General features: G+C 79.1%; 14 protein-coding genes and 1 pseudogene. 6 read left to right on the top strand and 9 right to left on the bottom strand.

Features of this window, described 5'->3' with window-relative positions:
- Positions 1-30 precede the first annotated feature (30 nt).
- Positions 31-690 (bottom strand): RES family NAD+ phosphorylase, encoded by a 660-nt coding sequence (locus RM780_RS20125; protein ID WP_311632205.1) that lies wholly within the window; start codon positions 688-690, stop codon positions 31-33.
- A 7-nt stretch (positions 691-697) separates the two neighbouring features.
- Positions 698-1348: a hypothetical protein gene (locus tag RM780_RS20120; RefSeq protein WP_311632204.1), complete on the bottom strand. Its 651-nt coding sequence runs from the start codon at positions 1346-1348 to the stop codon at positions 698-700.
- 250 nt (positions 1349-1598) lie between these two features.
- Here RM780_RS20120 and RM780_RS20115 point away from each other — a divergent pair, with 250 nt between their 5' ends.
- Together RM780_RS20115 and RM780_RS20110 are read left to right on the top strand one after the other, a co-directional pair.
- Positions 1599-1862, top strand: coding sequence for a methyltransferase (locus RM780_RS20115; protein ID WP_311632216.1), 264 nt, complete (start codon positions 1599-1601; stop codon positions 1860-1862).
- Between the two features lie 64 nt (positions 1863-1926).
- The gene (locus RM780_RS20110; RefSeq protein ID WP_311632203.1) at positions 1927-2526 is read left to right on the top strand and encodes a DUF1707 SHOCT-like domain-containing protein; all 600 of its coding nucleotides are present in this window, start codon (positions 1927-1929) and stop codon (positions 2524-2526) included.
- Positions 2527-2570: 44 nt separating this feature from the next.
- On the opposite strand, the gene RM780_RS20105 is transcribed toward RM780_RS20110, so the two are convergent.
- From RM780_RS20105 to RM780_RS20085, 5 genes and pseudogenes are all read right to left on the bottom strand, one after another.
- Positions 2571-2957, bottom strand: a complete 387-nt coding sequence (locus tag RM780_RS20105) for a DUF3140 domain-containing protein (RefSeq protein WP_311632202.1) — start codon at positions 2955-2957, stop codon at positions 2571-2573.
- A 92-nt stretch (positions 2958-3049) separates the two neighbouring features.
- A pseudogene (locus RM780_RS20100) lies at positions 3050-4551 on the bottom strand (FAD-dependent oxidoreductase); the annotation flags it as partial.
- Positions 4548-5360 carry a class I SAM-dependent methyltransferase gene (locus tag RM780_RS20095; RefSeq protein ID WP_311632201.1) on the bottom strand — a complete coding sequence of 271 codons (813 nt, stop codon included), beginning with the start codon at positions 5358-5360 and terminating at the stop codon, positions 4548-4550. The pseudogene RM780_RS20100 and the gene RM780_RS20095, both read right to left, overlap by 4 nt.
- Positions 5361-5363: 3 nt before the next feature.
- Positions 5364-6707, bottom strand: a complete 1344-nt coding sequence (locus tag RM780_RS20090; protein WP_311632200.1) for a lycopene cyclase family protein — start codon at positions 6705-6707, stop codon at positions 5364-5366.
- The gene (locus RM780_RS20085) at positions 6704-8080 is read right to left on the bottom strand and encodes a cryptochrome/photolyase family protein (protein ID WP_311632199.1); all 1377 of its coding nucleotides are present in this window, start codon (positions 8078-8080) and stop codon (positions 6704-6706) included. The genes RM780_RS20090 and RM780_RS20085 overlap by 4 nt, the downstream gene beginning before the upstream one ends.
- A 678-nt stretch (positions 8081-8758) precedes the next feature.
- On the opposite strand from RM780_RS20085, the gene crtI reads away from it, so the two are divergent.
- From crtI to RM780_RS20070, 3 genes are all read left to right on the top strand, one after another.
- Positions 8759-10324 (top strand): phytoene desaturase family protein, encoded by a 1566-nt coding sequence (gene crtI / locus RM780_RS20080; RefSeq protein ID WP_311632198.1) that lies wholly within the window; start codon positions 8759-8761, stop codon positions 10322-10324.
- Entirely contained in the window at positions 10321-11319 is a 999-nt protein-coding gene (locus RM780_RS20075) for a phytoene/squalene synthase family protein (RefSeq protein ID WP_311632197.1), read from the top strand. Before crtI ends, RM780_RS20075 begins: the two co-directional genes overlap by 4 nt.
- 82 nt (positions 11320-11401) lie before the next feature.
- A complete protein-coding gene (locus RM780_RS20070; protein ID WP_311632196.1) occupies positions 11402-12406 on the top strand; it encodes a DUF5914 domain-containing protein in 1005 nt (334 codons plus the stop codon).
- A 21-nt stretch (positions 12407-12427) separates the two neighbouring features.
- On the opposite strand, the gene RM780_RS20065 is transcribed toward RM780_RS20070, so the two are convergent.
- On the bottom strand, positions 12428-13738 hold the full coding sequence (locus RM780_RS20065) for a cation diffusion facilitator family transporter (RefSeq protein ID WP_311632195.1): 1311 nt from the start codon (positions 13736-13738) through the stop codon (positions 12428-12430).
- A gap of 100 nt (positions 13739-13838) precedes the next feature.
- On the bottom strand, positions 13839-14579 hold the full coding sequence (locus RM780_RS20060) for a hypothetical protein (protein ID WP_311632194.1): 741 nt from the start codon (positions 14577-14579) through the stop codon (positions 13839-13841).
- Positions 14580-14641: 62 nt separating this feature from the next.
- Between RM780_RS20060 and RM780_RS20055 the strand changes: the two genes are divergently transcribed.
- Positions 14642-15547 carry a DUF72 domain-containing protein gene (locus tag RM780_RS20055; RefSeq protein WP_311632193.1) on the top strand — a complete coding sequence of 302 codons (906 nt, stop codon included), beginning with the start codon at positions 14642-14644 and terminating at the stop codon, positions 15545-15547.
- Positions 15548-15572: the final 25 nt, after the last annotated feature.

Raw genomic sequence — 15572 nt, 5'->3', positions numbered from 1 at the left:
CTCGTGTGGTCGGTGGTTGCGGGGCGGCTTCTAGGGCGCGGGGGCGACGGCGGCGTGGTAGCCCTCCAGGATGGTGTTGAGCCAGCTCTCGCCCTCGGGGGTGTCGAGGTCGAGGGGCGGGACCCCGGCGTCCCGGAGCGCGTCGGCGGGGCAGCGGTCGGAGAAGAGCACCAGCGCCCGGTCGGCGGGCTCCCGCTTGGAGGGCCACAGGAAGCCCTGCGCGGCAGGGCCGGTCCTGGCACGGATCCAGTGCCCCCAGTCGCGGGTGTAGGGGTAGTCGGCTGCTTCGGCCTGGACCAGCCAGGCGTCCTGGGCGACGGCGGCCAGGTCGCGGCCGGAGACCAGCGGCACGACCTCGACGTCGCGGGCAAGCCGCAGCACGGACAGCCGCCGCCCGCGCACGGTCCGCCGGGGCAGCAGCCGCGGGGCGGCGGAAGGCTCGAACGGGACGGAGCGCAGGAGGGTTTCGCACACGGCCGCCTCCACACTCAGGCCCGCGTACAGGTAGCCGTAGGGGTCGCAGCGGGTGGCGTCGAAGCGGCCCCCGCCGTAGAGGCAGTCGGCGGGGACGGGGTTGAAGGCGGTCGCCTCCCGGGCGGCGGCGTGAATGCGGAACAGCAGGGTGCCGGCGGTCAGCACCTGGCGCCGGGGCCGCCGGGGAAGGGCCTGCGGAGGACGGGACTTGGGCACGGGCGCCTCACTCCCCCGCGCCGAGCTGGCCGGCGGCGGCGATCAGCAGCCCGTCCGCGCCGGCGCCGACGAGGCGAGCGGGCACGCCGCCGCCCTCCAGCCAGGCATTGGCGGACAGCCACCAGTCGGCGCTGCCCCAGGGGTCCTCCTCGGCGCCCAGGAGGCCGTTGACCTCCACGACCACGGACCAGGGGAGGCCGTCGGGCGCGAACTGGAAGGCGGGCAGCCGGGCCAGACCTCCGGGTCCCGGCAGGCGGATCAGGCCGGGGGCGCCCGGGTCGCCGCCGCGGCGGCGGACGGCCTCCTCGCCCAACGCCGGGACGGCCAGCAGGCGTTCGCGGACCACGCCGAGCACGGGCCCGGCCATCCGGTGGCCGTCGAGGAGGAGCACGGCGAGGTCGGCCGCGTCGAAGCCGTCCACGCGCACCTCCTCGGCCGTGGCGGCCCCGCGGGGCTCGGACGGGGCGGCGAACCGCTCGGGCAGCAGCCGCGCCAGCGCCCCCGCGGCCCGGGCCGCCGCGTGGGCACGGGCCTCGCTGCCCGCCTCGGCCTCCCGCAACGCCCGCAGGTGCGCGCGGAGTTCGGCGTCCGGCGCGAGGCGGGCGCGGATTTCCTCCCAGGCAGCCGCGGCCGTGGCCAGGGCCTCGAAGGGGTTCACGCCGGCTCCCCGGGAGCCGGGGGCGGGGCCGGGGCCCGCCGCGGTCCAGCGTTGCGCAACTCGCCCGCCCTTCCGAAAAGTTGATCGGTCTCCCGCAGATCCTCCCGCACCGGGGCGCGTGCGGGGGCACGCCGCTGGGCGTTTCCCGGCCGAAACGCGGGCGGTCGCCGGTCCCGCGCGCGGAACGGCCGGGCGAACGACCCCGGCAGCGAAAGAAGTTAGGCCAGCCTCGCCTTATCAATGAGCCGGCCTGCTGCGCCGCTGCGCCGAGCACCTGCCCCCGCACGGCCGGGTCCTGATCGTCGAGCCGCTGCTGCCGGAGCGCGCGGGGCCGGTCCACGGCGGCCTGCCCCACCGGAGCGGCCTGAACATGCTCCTCAACGTCGGCGGCCGGGAGCGCACCCGCGCGGACTTCGAGGAGCTGTGCCGGGCGGCCGGCCTCGCAGCGCCGGTGTTCACGCCGCTGCCCCCGCCGCAGGTGTTCGCGCTGGTCGAGCCCGCGCCCGCCGGCTGAGGAGCGCGGGCGGGAGGCGGAGGACCCCTCCCCGGGCGCGCCGCGCGCGGCCTAGCATCGACGCATGACCGCAGCGGAAGTTCCCGAGCCTGCCTCCCCGCCCTCCGTCCGCGCCTCGCACGCCGAGCGCGAGGCGGTGGTGGAGCGGCTGCGCGACGCCGCCGCCGAGGGGCGGCTGGAGGTGGAGGAGCTGACGCAGCGCGTGGAGCGGGCGCTGACGGCGACCACCCGGGCCGACCTGGACTCGCTCACCGCCGATCTGCCCCCGCCCCCTGCGGAGTTGGCCCCACCGCTGGTGCTCAAGGGCGGCCTGCACGGGGCCTCGCGGGAGGGCCGCTGGACGGTGCCGCCGCACATCACGGCGCACGGCGGGATGGGCGGCGTGAAGCTCGACTTCACGCGGGTGGAGGCCCGGCCGACGGAGATCGTCGTGGAGGCCTACGGGGAGATGGCCGGGGTCGTGCTGGTCCTGCCGGACGGCTGGGCCGCCGACACCACGGGCATCGACCCGGGGCTGGGGGGCGTGCGGGACCGGACCACGCCGGAGCGCGCGCCGGGCGCGCCGCTGGTGCGGGTGGTCGGCGCGGCCGGGATGGCGGGCGTGGTGGTCCGCCACCCCGGCCGCTGGGAGCGGCGCAAGCTGCGCAGGAACCCGCCGCACTGATCCGCGCGCGGCCCGGCGGCGGCCTGGGACGGCCCTGGGGCGGCTCAGTGGTGGCGCTGGCGGACGCGGGAGACGCCCTCGTCCGAGGCCAGCGGACGCAGCGGGTCGTGCCCCAGGTTCATCAGGCGGTGACGCCAGGGGTCGGTGCCGGCCTCCGGGTCGTCGAGGCCCTCGCCGCGCTCGGCGGTCACGGTGCTGACGACCTCGCGCATCACGCTGAGGTCGCCGTCGGTGAGATCCGTGCGGCGCTTGCCCAGGATCTCCAGCACGCGGCGCCCGTCGGGCGCCCCGGCCCGGTCCGGGACCTCCTCGGCGGTGTCGGTGGCGGCGTCCGTCAGGAGCCAGTCGTTCAGCTCGCGCGAGGTCATGTTCACGACCGCGTGGAACTCGTTCCACAGTTCGTCCAGCTCGGGGTCTGCCCTGCCGGCCATGGTGTGCCCTCCTTCCGGCCCGGCCGCCGCGACCGGATGTCTCCGGACGAGGCGGACACGCCGCGGGTGCCCCGTCCGGGGCCGCCGAAACGCCGCGCCAGGGCACGCAGCGGGGCGGAGCGGCCTCGGCCGGGCACCGTCCACAGCGTCTGCCCGCGCACGCCCCACCGCTCCAGCAGGACGTTCGCCGCCAGGAACCCGGAGGTGGCCGCCCGCTCCATCAGCGCCACGGGCAGGCCGGTGCGCACCAAATCCCCGGCGAGCACCAGCCCGGGGTGCGGGGTGCGCACCCCGGGCCGGGCGGAGTGGCCGCCGACCGCGAACAGGGGGCAGTCCGCGCGCCACAGGTGGTGGGCGTCCACGACGCGGGCGGCGCGGGTCTCGGGGTAGAGGCGGTGGAGCTGCGCGGCCAGGCCCCGCTCGACGGCGGGGCGGTCGGCGTCCTCGGGCACGGCGTAGGCGTGGAGCTCGACCACCTCGCCGCCGGTGCGCGCGGCCCACCGGGAGGCCTCGCCCTCCCAGCGGGCCGGGAGGCTGACGTTGTCGAGGCCGCCGTAGCCGCTGGTGCCCAGGAAGCCGGGGCGGCCGGGCGCGAGGGGCCGGTCCAGCCACAGCCGGGAGACCAGGAAGGGCGGGGCGGTGCGCAGCCCGGCGACGGCCGCGCGCCAGGCGGGGCCGCCCAGGCCGGGCGAGGCGGCGACCAGGGCCCGCAGCCCGTCCGTGTCGAGTGCCAGGACCACCGCGTCGTAACGCCCGCCGCCGCCGGCCGCCTCGACCGCGAACCCGCCGCCGGGCAGCGGCTCCACGCGTTCAACGGCCGAGGGGGCGCGCACCTCGGCGCCGTGCGCGGCGAGGGTGCGGGCCAGCGGGTCCCACAGGGCGGCGGGGAACGGCTCGTTGGGGACGTCGAAGAGCAGCCCCTCGCTGGAGCCGAGGAAGTAGATGTGGAACATCAGCACCATCTCGGCGGCCGACAGCCGCGCCGGGTCCGCGAAGAAGCTGCGCGAGAAGACCTCGAACGCCAGGTGGTGCGCGGCGGGCGGGAAGCGGATGGCGGCGAGGAAGTCCCGGGCGCTGACCCCGTCCAGGCGCTCGTACACCTCGGGCACGCGCACGTCGAGCAGCGGCAGCGCGGCGACGGGGTTCATCCGCAGCAGGTCGCGGGCGGTGAAGGTGGGGCTGAGAGCGGCGAAGCCGAGGGCGCTCCAGGGCGGGGTCCTGGGCACGTGGCGGAAGCTGTCGCGCGGGCCGCCGCTGTGCCGCAGGGGGTAGTCGGGCAGCGGGGTGAGCGCGTCCAGGGCGGGGTCGGCCCGGCGCAGCAGGCCGCGCAGGTTGTAGTACTGGCGGAAGAACGCGTGGAAGCCGCGGGTCAGGGTGGCGCGGCTGCCGTCGGCGAGGGTGACGGGCCATCCGGCCAGGCGCCCGCCGAGGGCGGGCTCGCGCTCGTGGAGGGTGACGCGGACGCCGCGCTCGGCGAGGACGGTGGCGGCGGCGAGGCCGGCGATGCGGAGGGCGGGTCCTCGCCCGCCCTCCGCCGCCCGGGCCGGGCCGGGAGCGTCCGGGCGAGCCGGTCCCGGCCCGGCGCGGCCCTCACGCGGACCCGCCGACGGGGTGGCCGGGGGCCGCGGCGGCGGGCACGGCCGGGTCCGCCGCGGCGGCCTGCGGCGGGGCCGCGGCCTCCTCCGCCTCGCGCCCCGGCCGCGCGGCGAGGACGGTGTGCGCGATGCCGGTCTGCCAGCCCGGCAGCGGGAGCACCCGCACGTGGGCGAACCCGGCCCGCCGCAGGCGTTGGGCGAGCACCGGGGCGGAGTCGAACTCCTCGACGCTGCGCCACAGATGGCGGTACAGCGGCCCGTCGCCGAGGGCCGTGCCCAGCGGCAGCACCAGGCCCTTGCACACGGCCGCCCACACGGCCCGGTGCAGCGGGTGGCCGCTGAGCGCGTAGTCGTGCACGGCGAGCCGGCCGCCCGGGGCCAGCGCCGCGCGCGCGGCGCGCAGCACCCCGTCCGGGTCGGTGACGTTCCGCAGGAGGTAGGCGGCGAACACGGCGTCGAACGGCCCGTGCACCCCCGCCCGGGCCAGGTCCTCGGCGGGGGCGTGGACGAACGACACGCGCGCGGGCCAGCGTTTGGCCTCGGCCCGGCGCAGCATGCCGGCCGAGGCGTCCACGGCGGTGATCCGCGCGCCGGGCAGGGCCCAGGCCAGGGCGGCGGTGGAGGCGCCCGTGCCGCAGCCCAGGTCGAGGACGTGGCGGCCGGCGCCGCCGTGCGGCAGGCGCAGGCGGCGGGCGGAGCGGCGCAGGTGGGCGTGGTAGCCGGGGTTGACGGCGACCAGCCGGTCGTAGGCGCGGGCACCGCGGTCGAAGGCGGCGGCGAGGTCGGCGTCGCGCAGCAGGGCGGTCATGGGTCACTCCTCGTCGGACGGGGCGGTGGGGACGGTGGCGGCGTGGTCGGCCTGGTCGGCCGGGGCAGTGGCCGGCGCGGCGGGAGGCCGCGCGGGCGGCGGCGCGGGACGGGAGGCGCGGGGCCAGGGGCCGGCGGCGGGCCGGCGCCGCAGCAGGGGCAGTTCGGCCGCCGTCCGCAGCATCGGGCCGACGGGCGTGCGCAGGCCGACGGCCAGGTCCTCGTGGGGGCGGGTGCGGCCGTCGAGGAAGCGCAGCAGGCGCCCGGCGGGCACCTCGCGGAAGAGCCGGGGGAAGAACGCCGCGCCCTCCACCCGGCCGGTGGCCAGGGCGCGCAGCAGCACGGCGTCCATGGCGCGGGCGCGCGCCGGGTAGGCGGGCGGCGGCACCGGGCGGCGCCCGGCCCGCAGGGCGGCGGCGACGGCCCCGGCCTGCCGCTGGACGGCAGCGAAGGTGTAGCCGGTAGCGGGCCGGGTGGCGCCGCCCGCGGTGCCGAGGCGGAAGACGGAGCGCCCGGCGCGCGGGGCGAGGCGGCCGTCGGTCATGGGGATGGCGCCGGTCTCGGTGCCGGTGATGTGCCGCTCGCCCAGGCCCAGGACGTTCTCCGCGTAGTGGCGCAGCGCGGCCTCGTACGCCTGCGGCTCCAGCGGGCGGGCGGAGAACTCGGTGTACTCCACGAGCGCGGTGCGCGGCCCGGTCGGCAGCACGTAGCCGAAGGACAGGCCGCGCGGCGGCTGCGGGGTGCGGAAGTCCATCAGCTCGACGGTCGCCGGGTCGAAGGCGGGCTCGCGGGTGGTGAGGAACCAGCCGTGGAAGTGCTGGAGCAGGGTGGTGCGGGCGGGCGGCGGGGCCGGGGGCGGGCGGGTGTCGAAGAGCCAGCGGGCGCGCACCGCCAGGGGCGCGCCGTCGCGGGTCACGGCCCGCGCCTCGGCGCCGCCGGGCGCGTCGCACACCTGCCCGACGGTCGCCTCCAGCCGCAGGACCCCGCCGCGCCGGGCGAGGTCGCGGCCGGCCAGGGCCTCGAAGTCGCGGGAGCGGATCATCGTGTACCGCAGGGGGCCGGTGGCCAGGGCGGTGGCGGAGCCGTTCCGGTCGCGCACGCGCAGCCTCCGCCAGGACGCGGCCACGGCCTCCTCCCAGCGGCCGGGGCCGGCCTGCCAGGAGCACCAGGTGCGCGGCGGCGGCTGCAGCGGGCCGGGCGGCGCCTCCAGCAGCACCACGGAGGGCCGTGCGCCGCCGGGCGCCGGGTCGCTCAGGCGGTGGGCGAGGGACAGCCCGGCCGCCCCGGCGCCGACGATGGCCACGTCCGCCTCGACCACGCGCGTGCTTCCGCCCGTGGCGCCGGTCATCGGTCCAGGCCGCGGGCCCGGCGGAAGCGGGCCTGCCCCTCGGCGAGGCCGGCCACCGGGTCGGGGTAGCCCAGGCCGGCGCGCTCCTTGTCCGGGAGCTTCCACGGCTGGTGGACGGCCCGGCCCGCGACCCCGGCCAGCTCGGGCACCCAGCGGCGGACGTACGTTCCCTGCGGGTCGTAACGCCGGGCCTGGGAGAGCGGGTTGAGGACCCGGTTGCGGCGGGCGTCGGTGCCGGTGCCGGCCATCCACTGCCAGTTCATCTGGTTGTTGGCGAGGTCGCCGTCCACCAGCCGGTCCAGGAAGTGGCGCGCGCCGACGCGCCAGTCGACGTACAGCGTCTTGGTGAGGAAGGAGGCGGTCACCAGGCGGCTGCGGTTGTGCATCCAGCCCTCGTGCAGCAGCTGCCGCATCGCGGCGTCCACCAGGGGGTATCCGGTGCGGCCCTCCTTCCAGGCGGCGACATCCTCCTCGGCGGCGGCCCCGCCGCGCCAGCGGTCGCGCTGGGTGCGGTAGTCGGCGGCGGAGGCGTCGGGCCGGGCGGCCAGGACCTGCTGGTGGAAGTCGCGCCAGGCGAGCTGGCGGACGAACGCCTCGGCGCCGGGCCCGCCCCGGCGGCGGGCGCCGTGGATCACCTCCACGGGCGAGAGGGTGCCGAAGTGCAGGTGCGCGGAGAGGCGGGAGGTGCCGTCCGCGCCGAGTTCGTCCCCGCGGTCGGCGTACGCGTCCAGGCCGTCGCGCAGCCAGGCGGCGAGCCGCTTGCGGCCCTCCGTCTCGCCGCCCCGGGCCAGCCCCCGCGAGACCCCGGCGAGCCCGGACCGGGAGGGCAGCGGCTCGGAGCCCACTCCCTCGGGGACCCGTACGGCGCGCGGCGCGGCCAGCACCTCGCGGGCGCGCTCCTGGGACCAGCGGCGGAAGTAGGGGCCGAAGACGGCGAAGTGGTCCTTGGAGCCGGGCGTCACGGCCCCGGGCGGAACGGCCGTGAACACGCCGTCGTGCACGACCAGCCGCCGCCCCTGCGCCTCCAGGGCCCGGCGCAGCCGCCGCTCCCGGCGGCAGGCGTAGCCGCTGGAGCCGGCGGCCAGGTGGACGCGGTCGGCCCCGGCCTCGGCGGCGACCGCGCAGGTCTGCGCGACGACGTCGCCCGAACGCACCACCAGCCGCCCGCCGCGCTCGCGCAGCCCGGCGTCCAGCGCGGCGAGGCAGTCGGCGAGGAACGCGGCCCGGTTGGGCACGCCGAACCCGGCGGCCTCGATGTCCCGGTCCCGCACGAACAGCGGCACGACCTCCTCCGAGCCCTCCAGCGCGGCGTGCAGCGGCGGGTGGTCGTGCAGCCGCAGGTCACAGGTGAACAGGACGACGGACACGCTCATGGTCTGGCTCCGGTGCGCGGCGGGGAGGTTCGCGGCCCCGGCCGGGGCGCCGCCCCGCGCACCGCGCCGCCCGGCGCCGCTGCTGCCGAGTACTACCGCACGGCGGGCCCCGGGACGGCGTGGACGGGCCGCGCCACGCCGTTTTCCCGGGGCATGGAGCACAGGCGGCCGACCGACGGGGCCAGGCCGCGCACGGCTCAGCCGCGCGGGACCCCGCACCCGGCCTCGCCGGGCCACGCCGCGAGCCGTCCCCGCGGGGGAGCGCCGCCCGTGGTGGTCCGCCCTCCGGGGTCAGGCCGGGCCGCGACGCGACGAGCGGCTCGGCAGCCGACGGCGCAGTCCGCGTCCCCCGCAGGGGTGGATGCGGCGGGCCCCGGCCGCGAGCCGTCCCGGGGCGGGGCCGGGCGGGCGTGGTCCACTCCTGCGGGAGCGGCCCGCGCCCGCCGCCTCCGGGCGGCGCCCCCGGCCGGGAGTACGCAGCCGCCCCGCGACGGCGAAAGGACCCGCGATGCCCCCCACCGCGCAGACCCCCTGGCCCTCCGCATCCGCCGCCGGGCCCCGGGCAGGCCGCCGATGAGCCCCGCGCCGCGCCCGCCGCGCGGGCCCGCGCCCGCCGCCGGATCCGGGGGAGGCCGCCGGGGCCCCGCGGGAACGCCGCGCCACCGCCCCCGGCGGGCCGTGCGCACGCTGCCCGGGCCCACCGATCACGTGGTCGTCGTCGGCGCCGGCCTCGCGGGCCTGTCCGCCGCCCTTCACCTTCTGGGCGCGGGCCGCCGGGTGACCCTGCTGGAACGCGAGCCCTCCCCCGGCGGCCTGGCCGGGCGCCTGGAGCGCGGCGGCTGGCGGATGGACACCGGGCCGACCGTGCTGACGATGCCGCACCTGGCCGAGGAGGCGTTCGCGGCGGTGGGCGAACGCCTGGCCGACCACGTCGAGCTGATCCCGCTGCACCCCGCCTACCGGGCCCGATTCGCGGACGGCAGCCGGCTGGACGTTCACACCGGCGCGGAGGCGATGGCGGCAGAGGTCGAGCGCTTCGCGGGGGCGCGCGAGGCGGTGGGCTACCGGCGCCTGCGGGCCTGGCTGGAGCGGCTGTACACGGTCCAGATGCGTGCCTTCATCGACGCCAACTTCGACTCCCCCTGGCAGCTGCTCACCCCCGACCTGGCGCGGCTGGCCGGGCTCGGCGGCTTCGGGCGGCTGGACGCGGCGGTCGGCCGCCACCTGCGCGACCCCCGGCTGCGCCGGGTCTTCTCCTTCCAGGCGCTGTACGCGGGGGTCGCGCCCTCGCGGGCGCTGGCCGCCTACGCCGTCATCGCCTACATGGACACGGTCGCCGGGGTGTGGTTCCCGCGTGGCGGGGTGCACGCGCTGCCCGAGGCCATGGCGCGGGTGGCGGCCAAGGCCGGGGCGGAGCTGCGCTGCGGGCGGGCCGTCACCGCTCTGGAACGCTCGGGCGGGCGGATCACGGCCGTGCGCGCCGGGGAGGAGCGTCTCCCCTGCGACGCGGTCGTCCTGGCCTGCGGGCTCCCCGCCGCCTACGGGCTGCTGGGCCGGCGCCCGCGCCGCCCGCTGCCCCTGCGCCACGCGCCCTCGGCCGTGGTCCTGCACGCGGGCACCGACCGCACCTGGCCCGGACTCGGCCACCACACGCTGTCGTTCGGGGCGGCCTGGGAGTCCGTCTTCCGGGGCCTGGTCCGCACCGGGGAGCCGATGTCCGACCCCTCGCTGCTGATCACCCGCCCCACCGCCACCGACCCCGGTCTGGCCCCGCCCGGCCGCCACCTGCACTACGTCCTGGCGCCCTGCCCCAACACGGCCGTCGGCCCCGGCCCGCTCCGCTGGCGGGAGCTGGGCCCGCGCTACCGGGACGCGCTGGTGGCGGAGCTGGAGCGGCGAGGCCTGGAGGGCTTCGGGTCGGCCGTGGAGGAGGAGTGCCTGGTCACCCCGGCGGACTGGGCGGCCCGGGGGCACGCGGCGGGAACGCCGTTCTCCGCCGCCCACACCCTCGCCCAGACCGGCCCCTTCCGCCCGCGCAACCTGGTGCGAGGCACCGAGAACGCGGTGCTGGCCGGCGCCGGGACGACGCCCGGCGTGGGCGTTCCGCCCGTGCTGCTCTCGGGCAAGCTCGCCGCCGCCCGCGTCACCGGTCCCCCGCCGCGCCCCCGCCCGACCGCGCGGCGCGCCCCCGCCACGGGGGCGGACGCGCTGCGGCGGCGCCGCCCCGAGGGGAGCCCCGCGTGAACGCCCGCGAGCTGGACGCCGCCGGGATCACCTCCCCCGCCCTGCGCGCCGACTACGCCTGCTGCCGCCGCCTCAGCGCACGGCACGGCAAGACGTACTTCCTGGCCACGCGGCTGCTGCCCCCGGCCCGCCGCCCGGCCGTGCACGCCCTGTACGGGTTCGCGCGGCGCGCGGACGAGATCGTGGACGAGCCGGGCTGGGCCGCCGGGACCGCCGGGCGTGCCGCCGCCCTCGACACGCTCGAGCACCGGCTGAACGCCGCGCTGGACGGAGGCCCCGGCGCCGAGCCCGTCGTCCGGGCCCTGGCCGACACCGCCCGCGCCTACCGCATCGACCGCCGCCATTTCACGGACTTCCTGGCCTCGATGCGGATGGACCTGGACGTCGCCGGCTACGCCACCTACGAGGATCTGCTCCGCTACATGCACGGCTCCGCCGCCGTCATCGGGCTCCAGATGCTGCCTGTGCTCGGCACGGCAGGTCCCCGTGAGGAGGCGGCCCCGCACGCGGCGGCGCTCGGCGTGGCGTTCCAGCTCACGAACTTCCTGCGGGACGTGGGCGAGGACCTCGACCGGGGCCGGGTCTACCTCCCGGCGGACCTGCTCGCCGCGCACGGCGTGGACCGCGAGCTGCTGCTGCGCAGCCGCCGGACCGGGGCGCGCGACCCGCGCATCACCGCCGCCCTGCGCGCCGCCGCCGCGCTGACCCTGGGCGTCTACCGGGAGGCCGAGCCCGGGATCGCGCTGCTGGACCCGCTGTCGCGGCCGTGCATCCGCACCGCGTTCACTCTCTACCGCGCGATCCTCACCGAGATCGCCGCCGAGGGCTACGCCACTCTGCACCGGCGCGCGGTGGTGCCGAACGCCCGGCGGGCCGCCGTCGCGGCCGGGGGCCTGGCGGGCGTGGCGGCGGCCCGGCTGCGGGCCCGGCGCCCCGGCCGCGGCCCGCTCCCCGGTGCCGTGGCGGGCCCGGCCCGGCCCGGGGAGGCCGGGTGAGGGGCGCACGCGCGGCTGCCGTGCCGCAGACGGGGGCGATGGGGGCACTGTGCAGCGCGGGCGGGGAGAACGGGGAGGCGCGGTGAGCGCCCCCGCGCGCCCGCCGGGCCGCTCCCCGCTGCGGCTGCGCCGACGCCCCGTGCCCTGGGAACGCCAGCGGCCGACGTGGCGCGCGGCCTCCCCCGCGCTGATCGCCGGGGCCCTGAAGCGGGCTCAGGCCCGGCACTCCGGGAACTGGTTCGTCGTGGGCGCCTCCCGGGACCTGCCGCGCGATCGCCCGCTGGGCCGCACGGTCGCGGGCACCGAGGTGGTGCTGTGGCGGGACGCGGCGGGCGGCCCGCACGCCGGGCCCGGGGCCTGCCCGCACCTGGGCGCGCCGCTGCGCGAGGGCCGGGTCGCGTGCGGAACGCTGGTCTGCCGCTGGCACGGACTAACCCTGACCGGCGGGCCGTTCGCGGGCTGGGAGCCGTTCCCGGCGCACGACGACGGGGTGCTGCTGTGGGTGCGCCTGGACGCGGCCGGGGGCGAGGAGCCGGCCGAACGCCCGCACGTGCCGGCCCGGCCGGACTTGGGCCGTTCCGTGGCCGCCGTCTGGTCCGGGACCGGCCGCTGCGAGCCGGCGGACGTGGTGGCCAACCGGCTCGACCCGTGGCACGGGGCCTGGTTCCACCCGTACTCGTTTGCGGACCTGACGGTGGTGCGCGCGCCGGAGGGCGGGGAGGACGACCGGTTCGTGGTGGACGTGTCCTTCCGGCTCGCGGGCCGGGCGGTGGTGCCGGTGCGGGCGGAGTTCACGGCCCCCGGGCCGCGCACGGTGGTCATGGAGATCACCGGGGGCGAGGGCGCGGGCTCGGTGGTGGAGACGCACGCCACGCCCCTGGCGCGGGGGGGCGAACGGCGGCAGGTGACGGCCGTGACCGAGGCGGTGGTGGCCACCTCCGCACGTCCGGGCTTCGCCGCCGCGCGGGCCGCCGCGCCGCTGCTGCGCCCGCTGATGCGGGCGGCGGCGGGGCGGCTGTGGCGGGACGACCTGGCGTACGCCGAGCGCCGCTGGTCGCTGCGGCGGGCCGGGCGCTTCCCCGGCTGACCCGTCCCGTCCGCCGGGCCGTCAGGCGGCGCGGGCGTGGCGGTCGCGGTGCGCGTGGTGGGCCAGGGCGGCGTGCGGGTCGGGGCCGGTGGCGGTGTGGTCGATGTGGACGGTGGCGGCGGTCAGGCGCGGAACGGTGTGGATGAGGGCGTGTTCGGCGGCGACGGCCACCTCGTGGGCGGCGACCACGGTCAGGTGGGGGGCGACGACCAGCTCGGCCTCGGCGCGCAGGGCGTGGCCGATCCACCGCATCCGCACCGGGCCCACGCCCAGGACGCCGGGCACCTCGCCCAGGGCCCGCTCGGCGGCCTGGACCAGGGCGGGGTCGACGCTGTCCATCAGGCGGCGGAAGATCTCGCGGGCCGCGTCCCTGAGCACGAGGAGGATGGCGGCGGTGATCGCCAGGCCGACGACCGGGTCGGCCCAGCGCAGGCCGAGCGCGGCGCCGCCCGCGCCCAGGAGGACGGCGAGCGAGGTGAACCCGTCGGTGCGGGCGTGGAGCCCGTCGGCGACGAGGGCGGCGGAGCCGATGCGGCGGCCGGTGCGGATGCGGTAGCGCGCCACCCACTCGTTGCCCGCGAACCCCGCCGCCGCGGCGGCGGCCACGGCCCACAGGTGGGTGACCTCGCGCGGGTCGAGCAGCCGGTCCACGGCCGCCCAGGCGGCCAGGGCGGCGGAGGCCGCGATGGCCACGACGATGAAGATCCCGGCCAGGTCCTCGGCGCGGCCGTAGCCGTAGGTGTAGCGGCGGTTGGCCGCGCGCCGCCCGAGGAGGAACGCGATGCCCAGCGGCACGGCGGTGAGCGCGTCGGTGGCGTTGTGGACGGTGTCGCCCAGCAGCGCGACCGACCCGGACAGGCCGACGATGACGGCCTGGACGAGGGTGGTGACCCCGAGCACGACCAGGGAGATCCACAGCGTGCGCATCCCCTCCCGGGACGCCTCCATGGCCGGATCCACCTTGGCGGCGCTCTCGTGCGCGTGCGGCGTCACCACATGCCCGACCCGATGCCGCACCCGCGCCCACCGGCCCCCGGCCGGACCGTGCGCGTGGCCCGGGCCGTGATCGGCCGGTGCCCGACCGGAGCCGTGATCGTGGCCGTCCTCGTCGCCGTGCCGGTGGGCAGGGCCGTGCCCGTGGGGGTGATCGGCCGTGTCGCGGTCGGCGCCGCGGTCCTGCCCGTGGCCAGGGCCGGGCACCGGGCCGTGGTCGCGGCCCGGCGCGCGCCCGTGAGCGCGGCCGGGGTCGCGCCCGGCGGCACCGCCGTGCGCGGAGTGGGCGTGCGGCTCGCCGCCCGTGGCCGGGCCGCCGGAGGCGTGCGTGTCTGCCATACGGGTCACCTTCGCACGGGAAGCCGATTGCAGCCATCGCCGTCGTACCGGCGCTGACCAGGTGCGATACGTGTGCAGCTGCGCCCGGTTCGGGCAGGGTTCAGGTGCGGCGGGACGCGCGGCGCAGGAGGGTCGTGAGGCGGTGGCGGGTGGCCGCCCAGCGGGCGGCGTGGCGGTGGGCGCGCTCCTCCGCGCGGGCGCGCGCCCGCGCGCGGTCGCGGTACGCGCGCCGGGCCCACGGCGAGCCCGGCCGCGCCAGGCGGACCGCGCCGAGGAGCGCCAGGGGCGGGAACAGCGTGGCGGGCACGGCCAGTTGAAGCTTGCCCTTCAGCAGCGTGACCAGGACGAGCGCGTGGTTGAGCAGCACGGTGGCCACCAGCCCGGCCCGCCCCAGGGCCTCCCCCGGGCCCAGGCCCTCCACGCCCACCGGCGCGAAGCCGGTGAGCAGCATGACGACGAGGGCGGTGGTGACGACGACGGCCTCCACGCTCGCCCGCCCCTGCGGCGACCAGTACACGTCCCGCAGGTAGAGGATCAGCGCGAACTCGTCGAGCACCAGCCCCGCCCCGAGCCCGAAGACCACGGCCGCCACGGGCGCCGCCCAGGTGCTGCCCGCCGCCGCCATGCCGCCGAAGCCGCCGGCCACCATCAGCACGAGGCCGGGCACCGCGTGGTGCAGGTGGTGCCCCCCGGCCGAGACGTCGTGGAACGGGCCGCGCCCGGCCCGGATCAGGCCGGTGACGCAGCGCACGCCGAGGAAGGTCAGGACGAACGCCGCGAGCCCCAGCAGCAGCGGCAGCTTTCCCGGCCCGAGGATCTCGCGGTCCCACCAGTGCTCCATGCCCCCAGCCTGCGCGGGGAACGCGCGGGCGTGCCGCGCCGCGCGCCGGGCACCCGGCCCGGATGGGTGAGATTCTCGTCGGAACCTGTTCCTGGACCGATCCCTCGCTGGTGAGCAGCGGCTGGTACCCGCCCGGGGCGCGGACGGCGGAGGGGCGGCTGCGGCACTACGCCTCGCGCTTCCCGCTGGTGGAGGCGGACACGACGTACTACGCGCTGCCTGGGGCGGAGCGCAGCCGGCAGTGGGCGGAGCGGACCCCGCCCGGCTTCGCCTTCGACGTCAAGGCGCACGCGCTGATGACGGGTCACCCCGCCGCGGCCCGGGGGCTGCCCGGGGGGCTGAGGCCCGCCGGGGGCGGGGAGCGGCGGGTCGCGCTGCGGGACCTGGGCCCGGGGGGCGAGGCGGCGGTGTGGCGGGCGTTCCTCGGCGGGGTCGGGCCGCTGCGGGAGGCGGGGAAGCTGGGGGCCGTGCTGCTCCAGTTCCCGCCGTGGTTCGGGCCGGGCGGGGGCGGCGCTGCACGGCTGGCGCGCTGCCGGGAGCTGGCCGGAGGGGCGCCGCTGGCCGTGGAGTTCCGGAACGCCGGGTGGCTGACGGGCGGTGAGCTGGGCCGGACGACGGGGCTGCTGCGGGAGCTGGGCATGGCGCTGGTCGCGGTGGACACCGCGCAGGGCATGCCCACGTCCGTGCCCCCGGTGGCAGAGGCGACCTGCGGGGAGCTGGCGGTCGTGCGGCTGCACGGGCGCAGCCCGGCCTGGGGCAGCGGCAGCAAGGAGGACCGCTTCCGCCACCGCTACTCCCCGGCCGAACTGGCGCCCTGGGCCGCGCGCGCCCGCCGCCTGGCAGAGCGGGCCGCGCGGGTGCACGTGCTGGTCAACACCTGCTGCGCGGACGCGGCCGTCCGGGCGGCGGGCCTGATGGCGGACCTGCTGCCCGAGGCCGTTCCGGCCCCGGCGCGGCCCGCCGGATGAGCCCGGCCGGACCGCGCACCGGGGG

It is taken from the genome of Streptomyces boetiae (genome assembly GCF_031845405.1).
GTDB classification, from domain to species: Bacteria; Actinomycetota; Actinomycetes; order Streptomycetales; family Streptomycetaceae; genus Streptomyces; species Streptomyces boetiae.
Note: the sequence above shows the minus strand (reverse complement) of the source record. Positions and strands in the feature narration are given on the sequence as shown.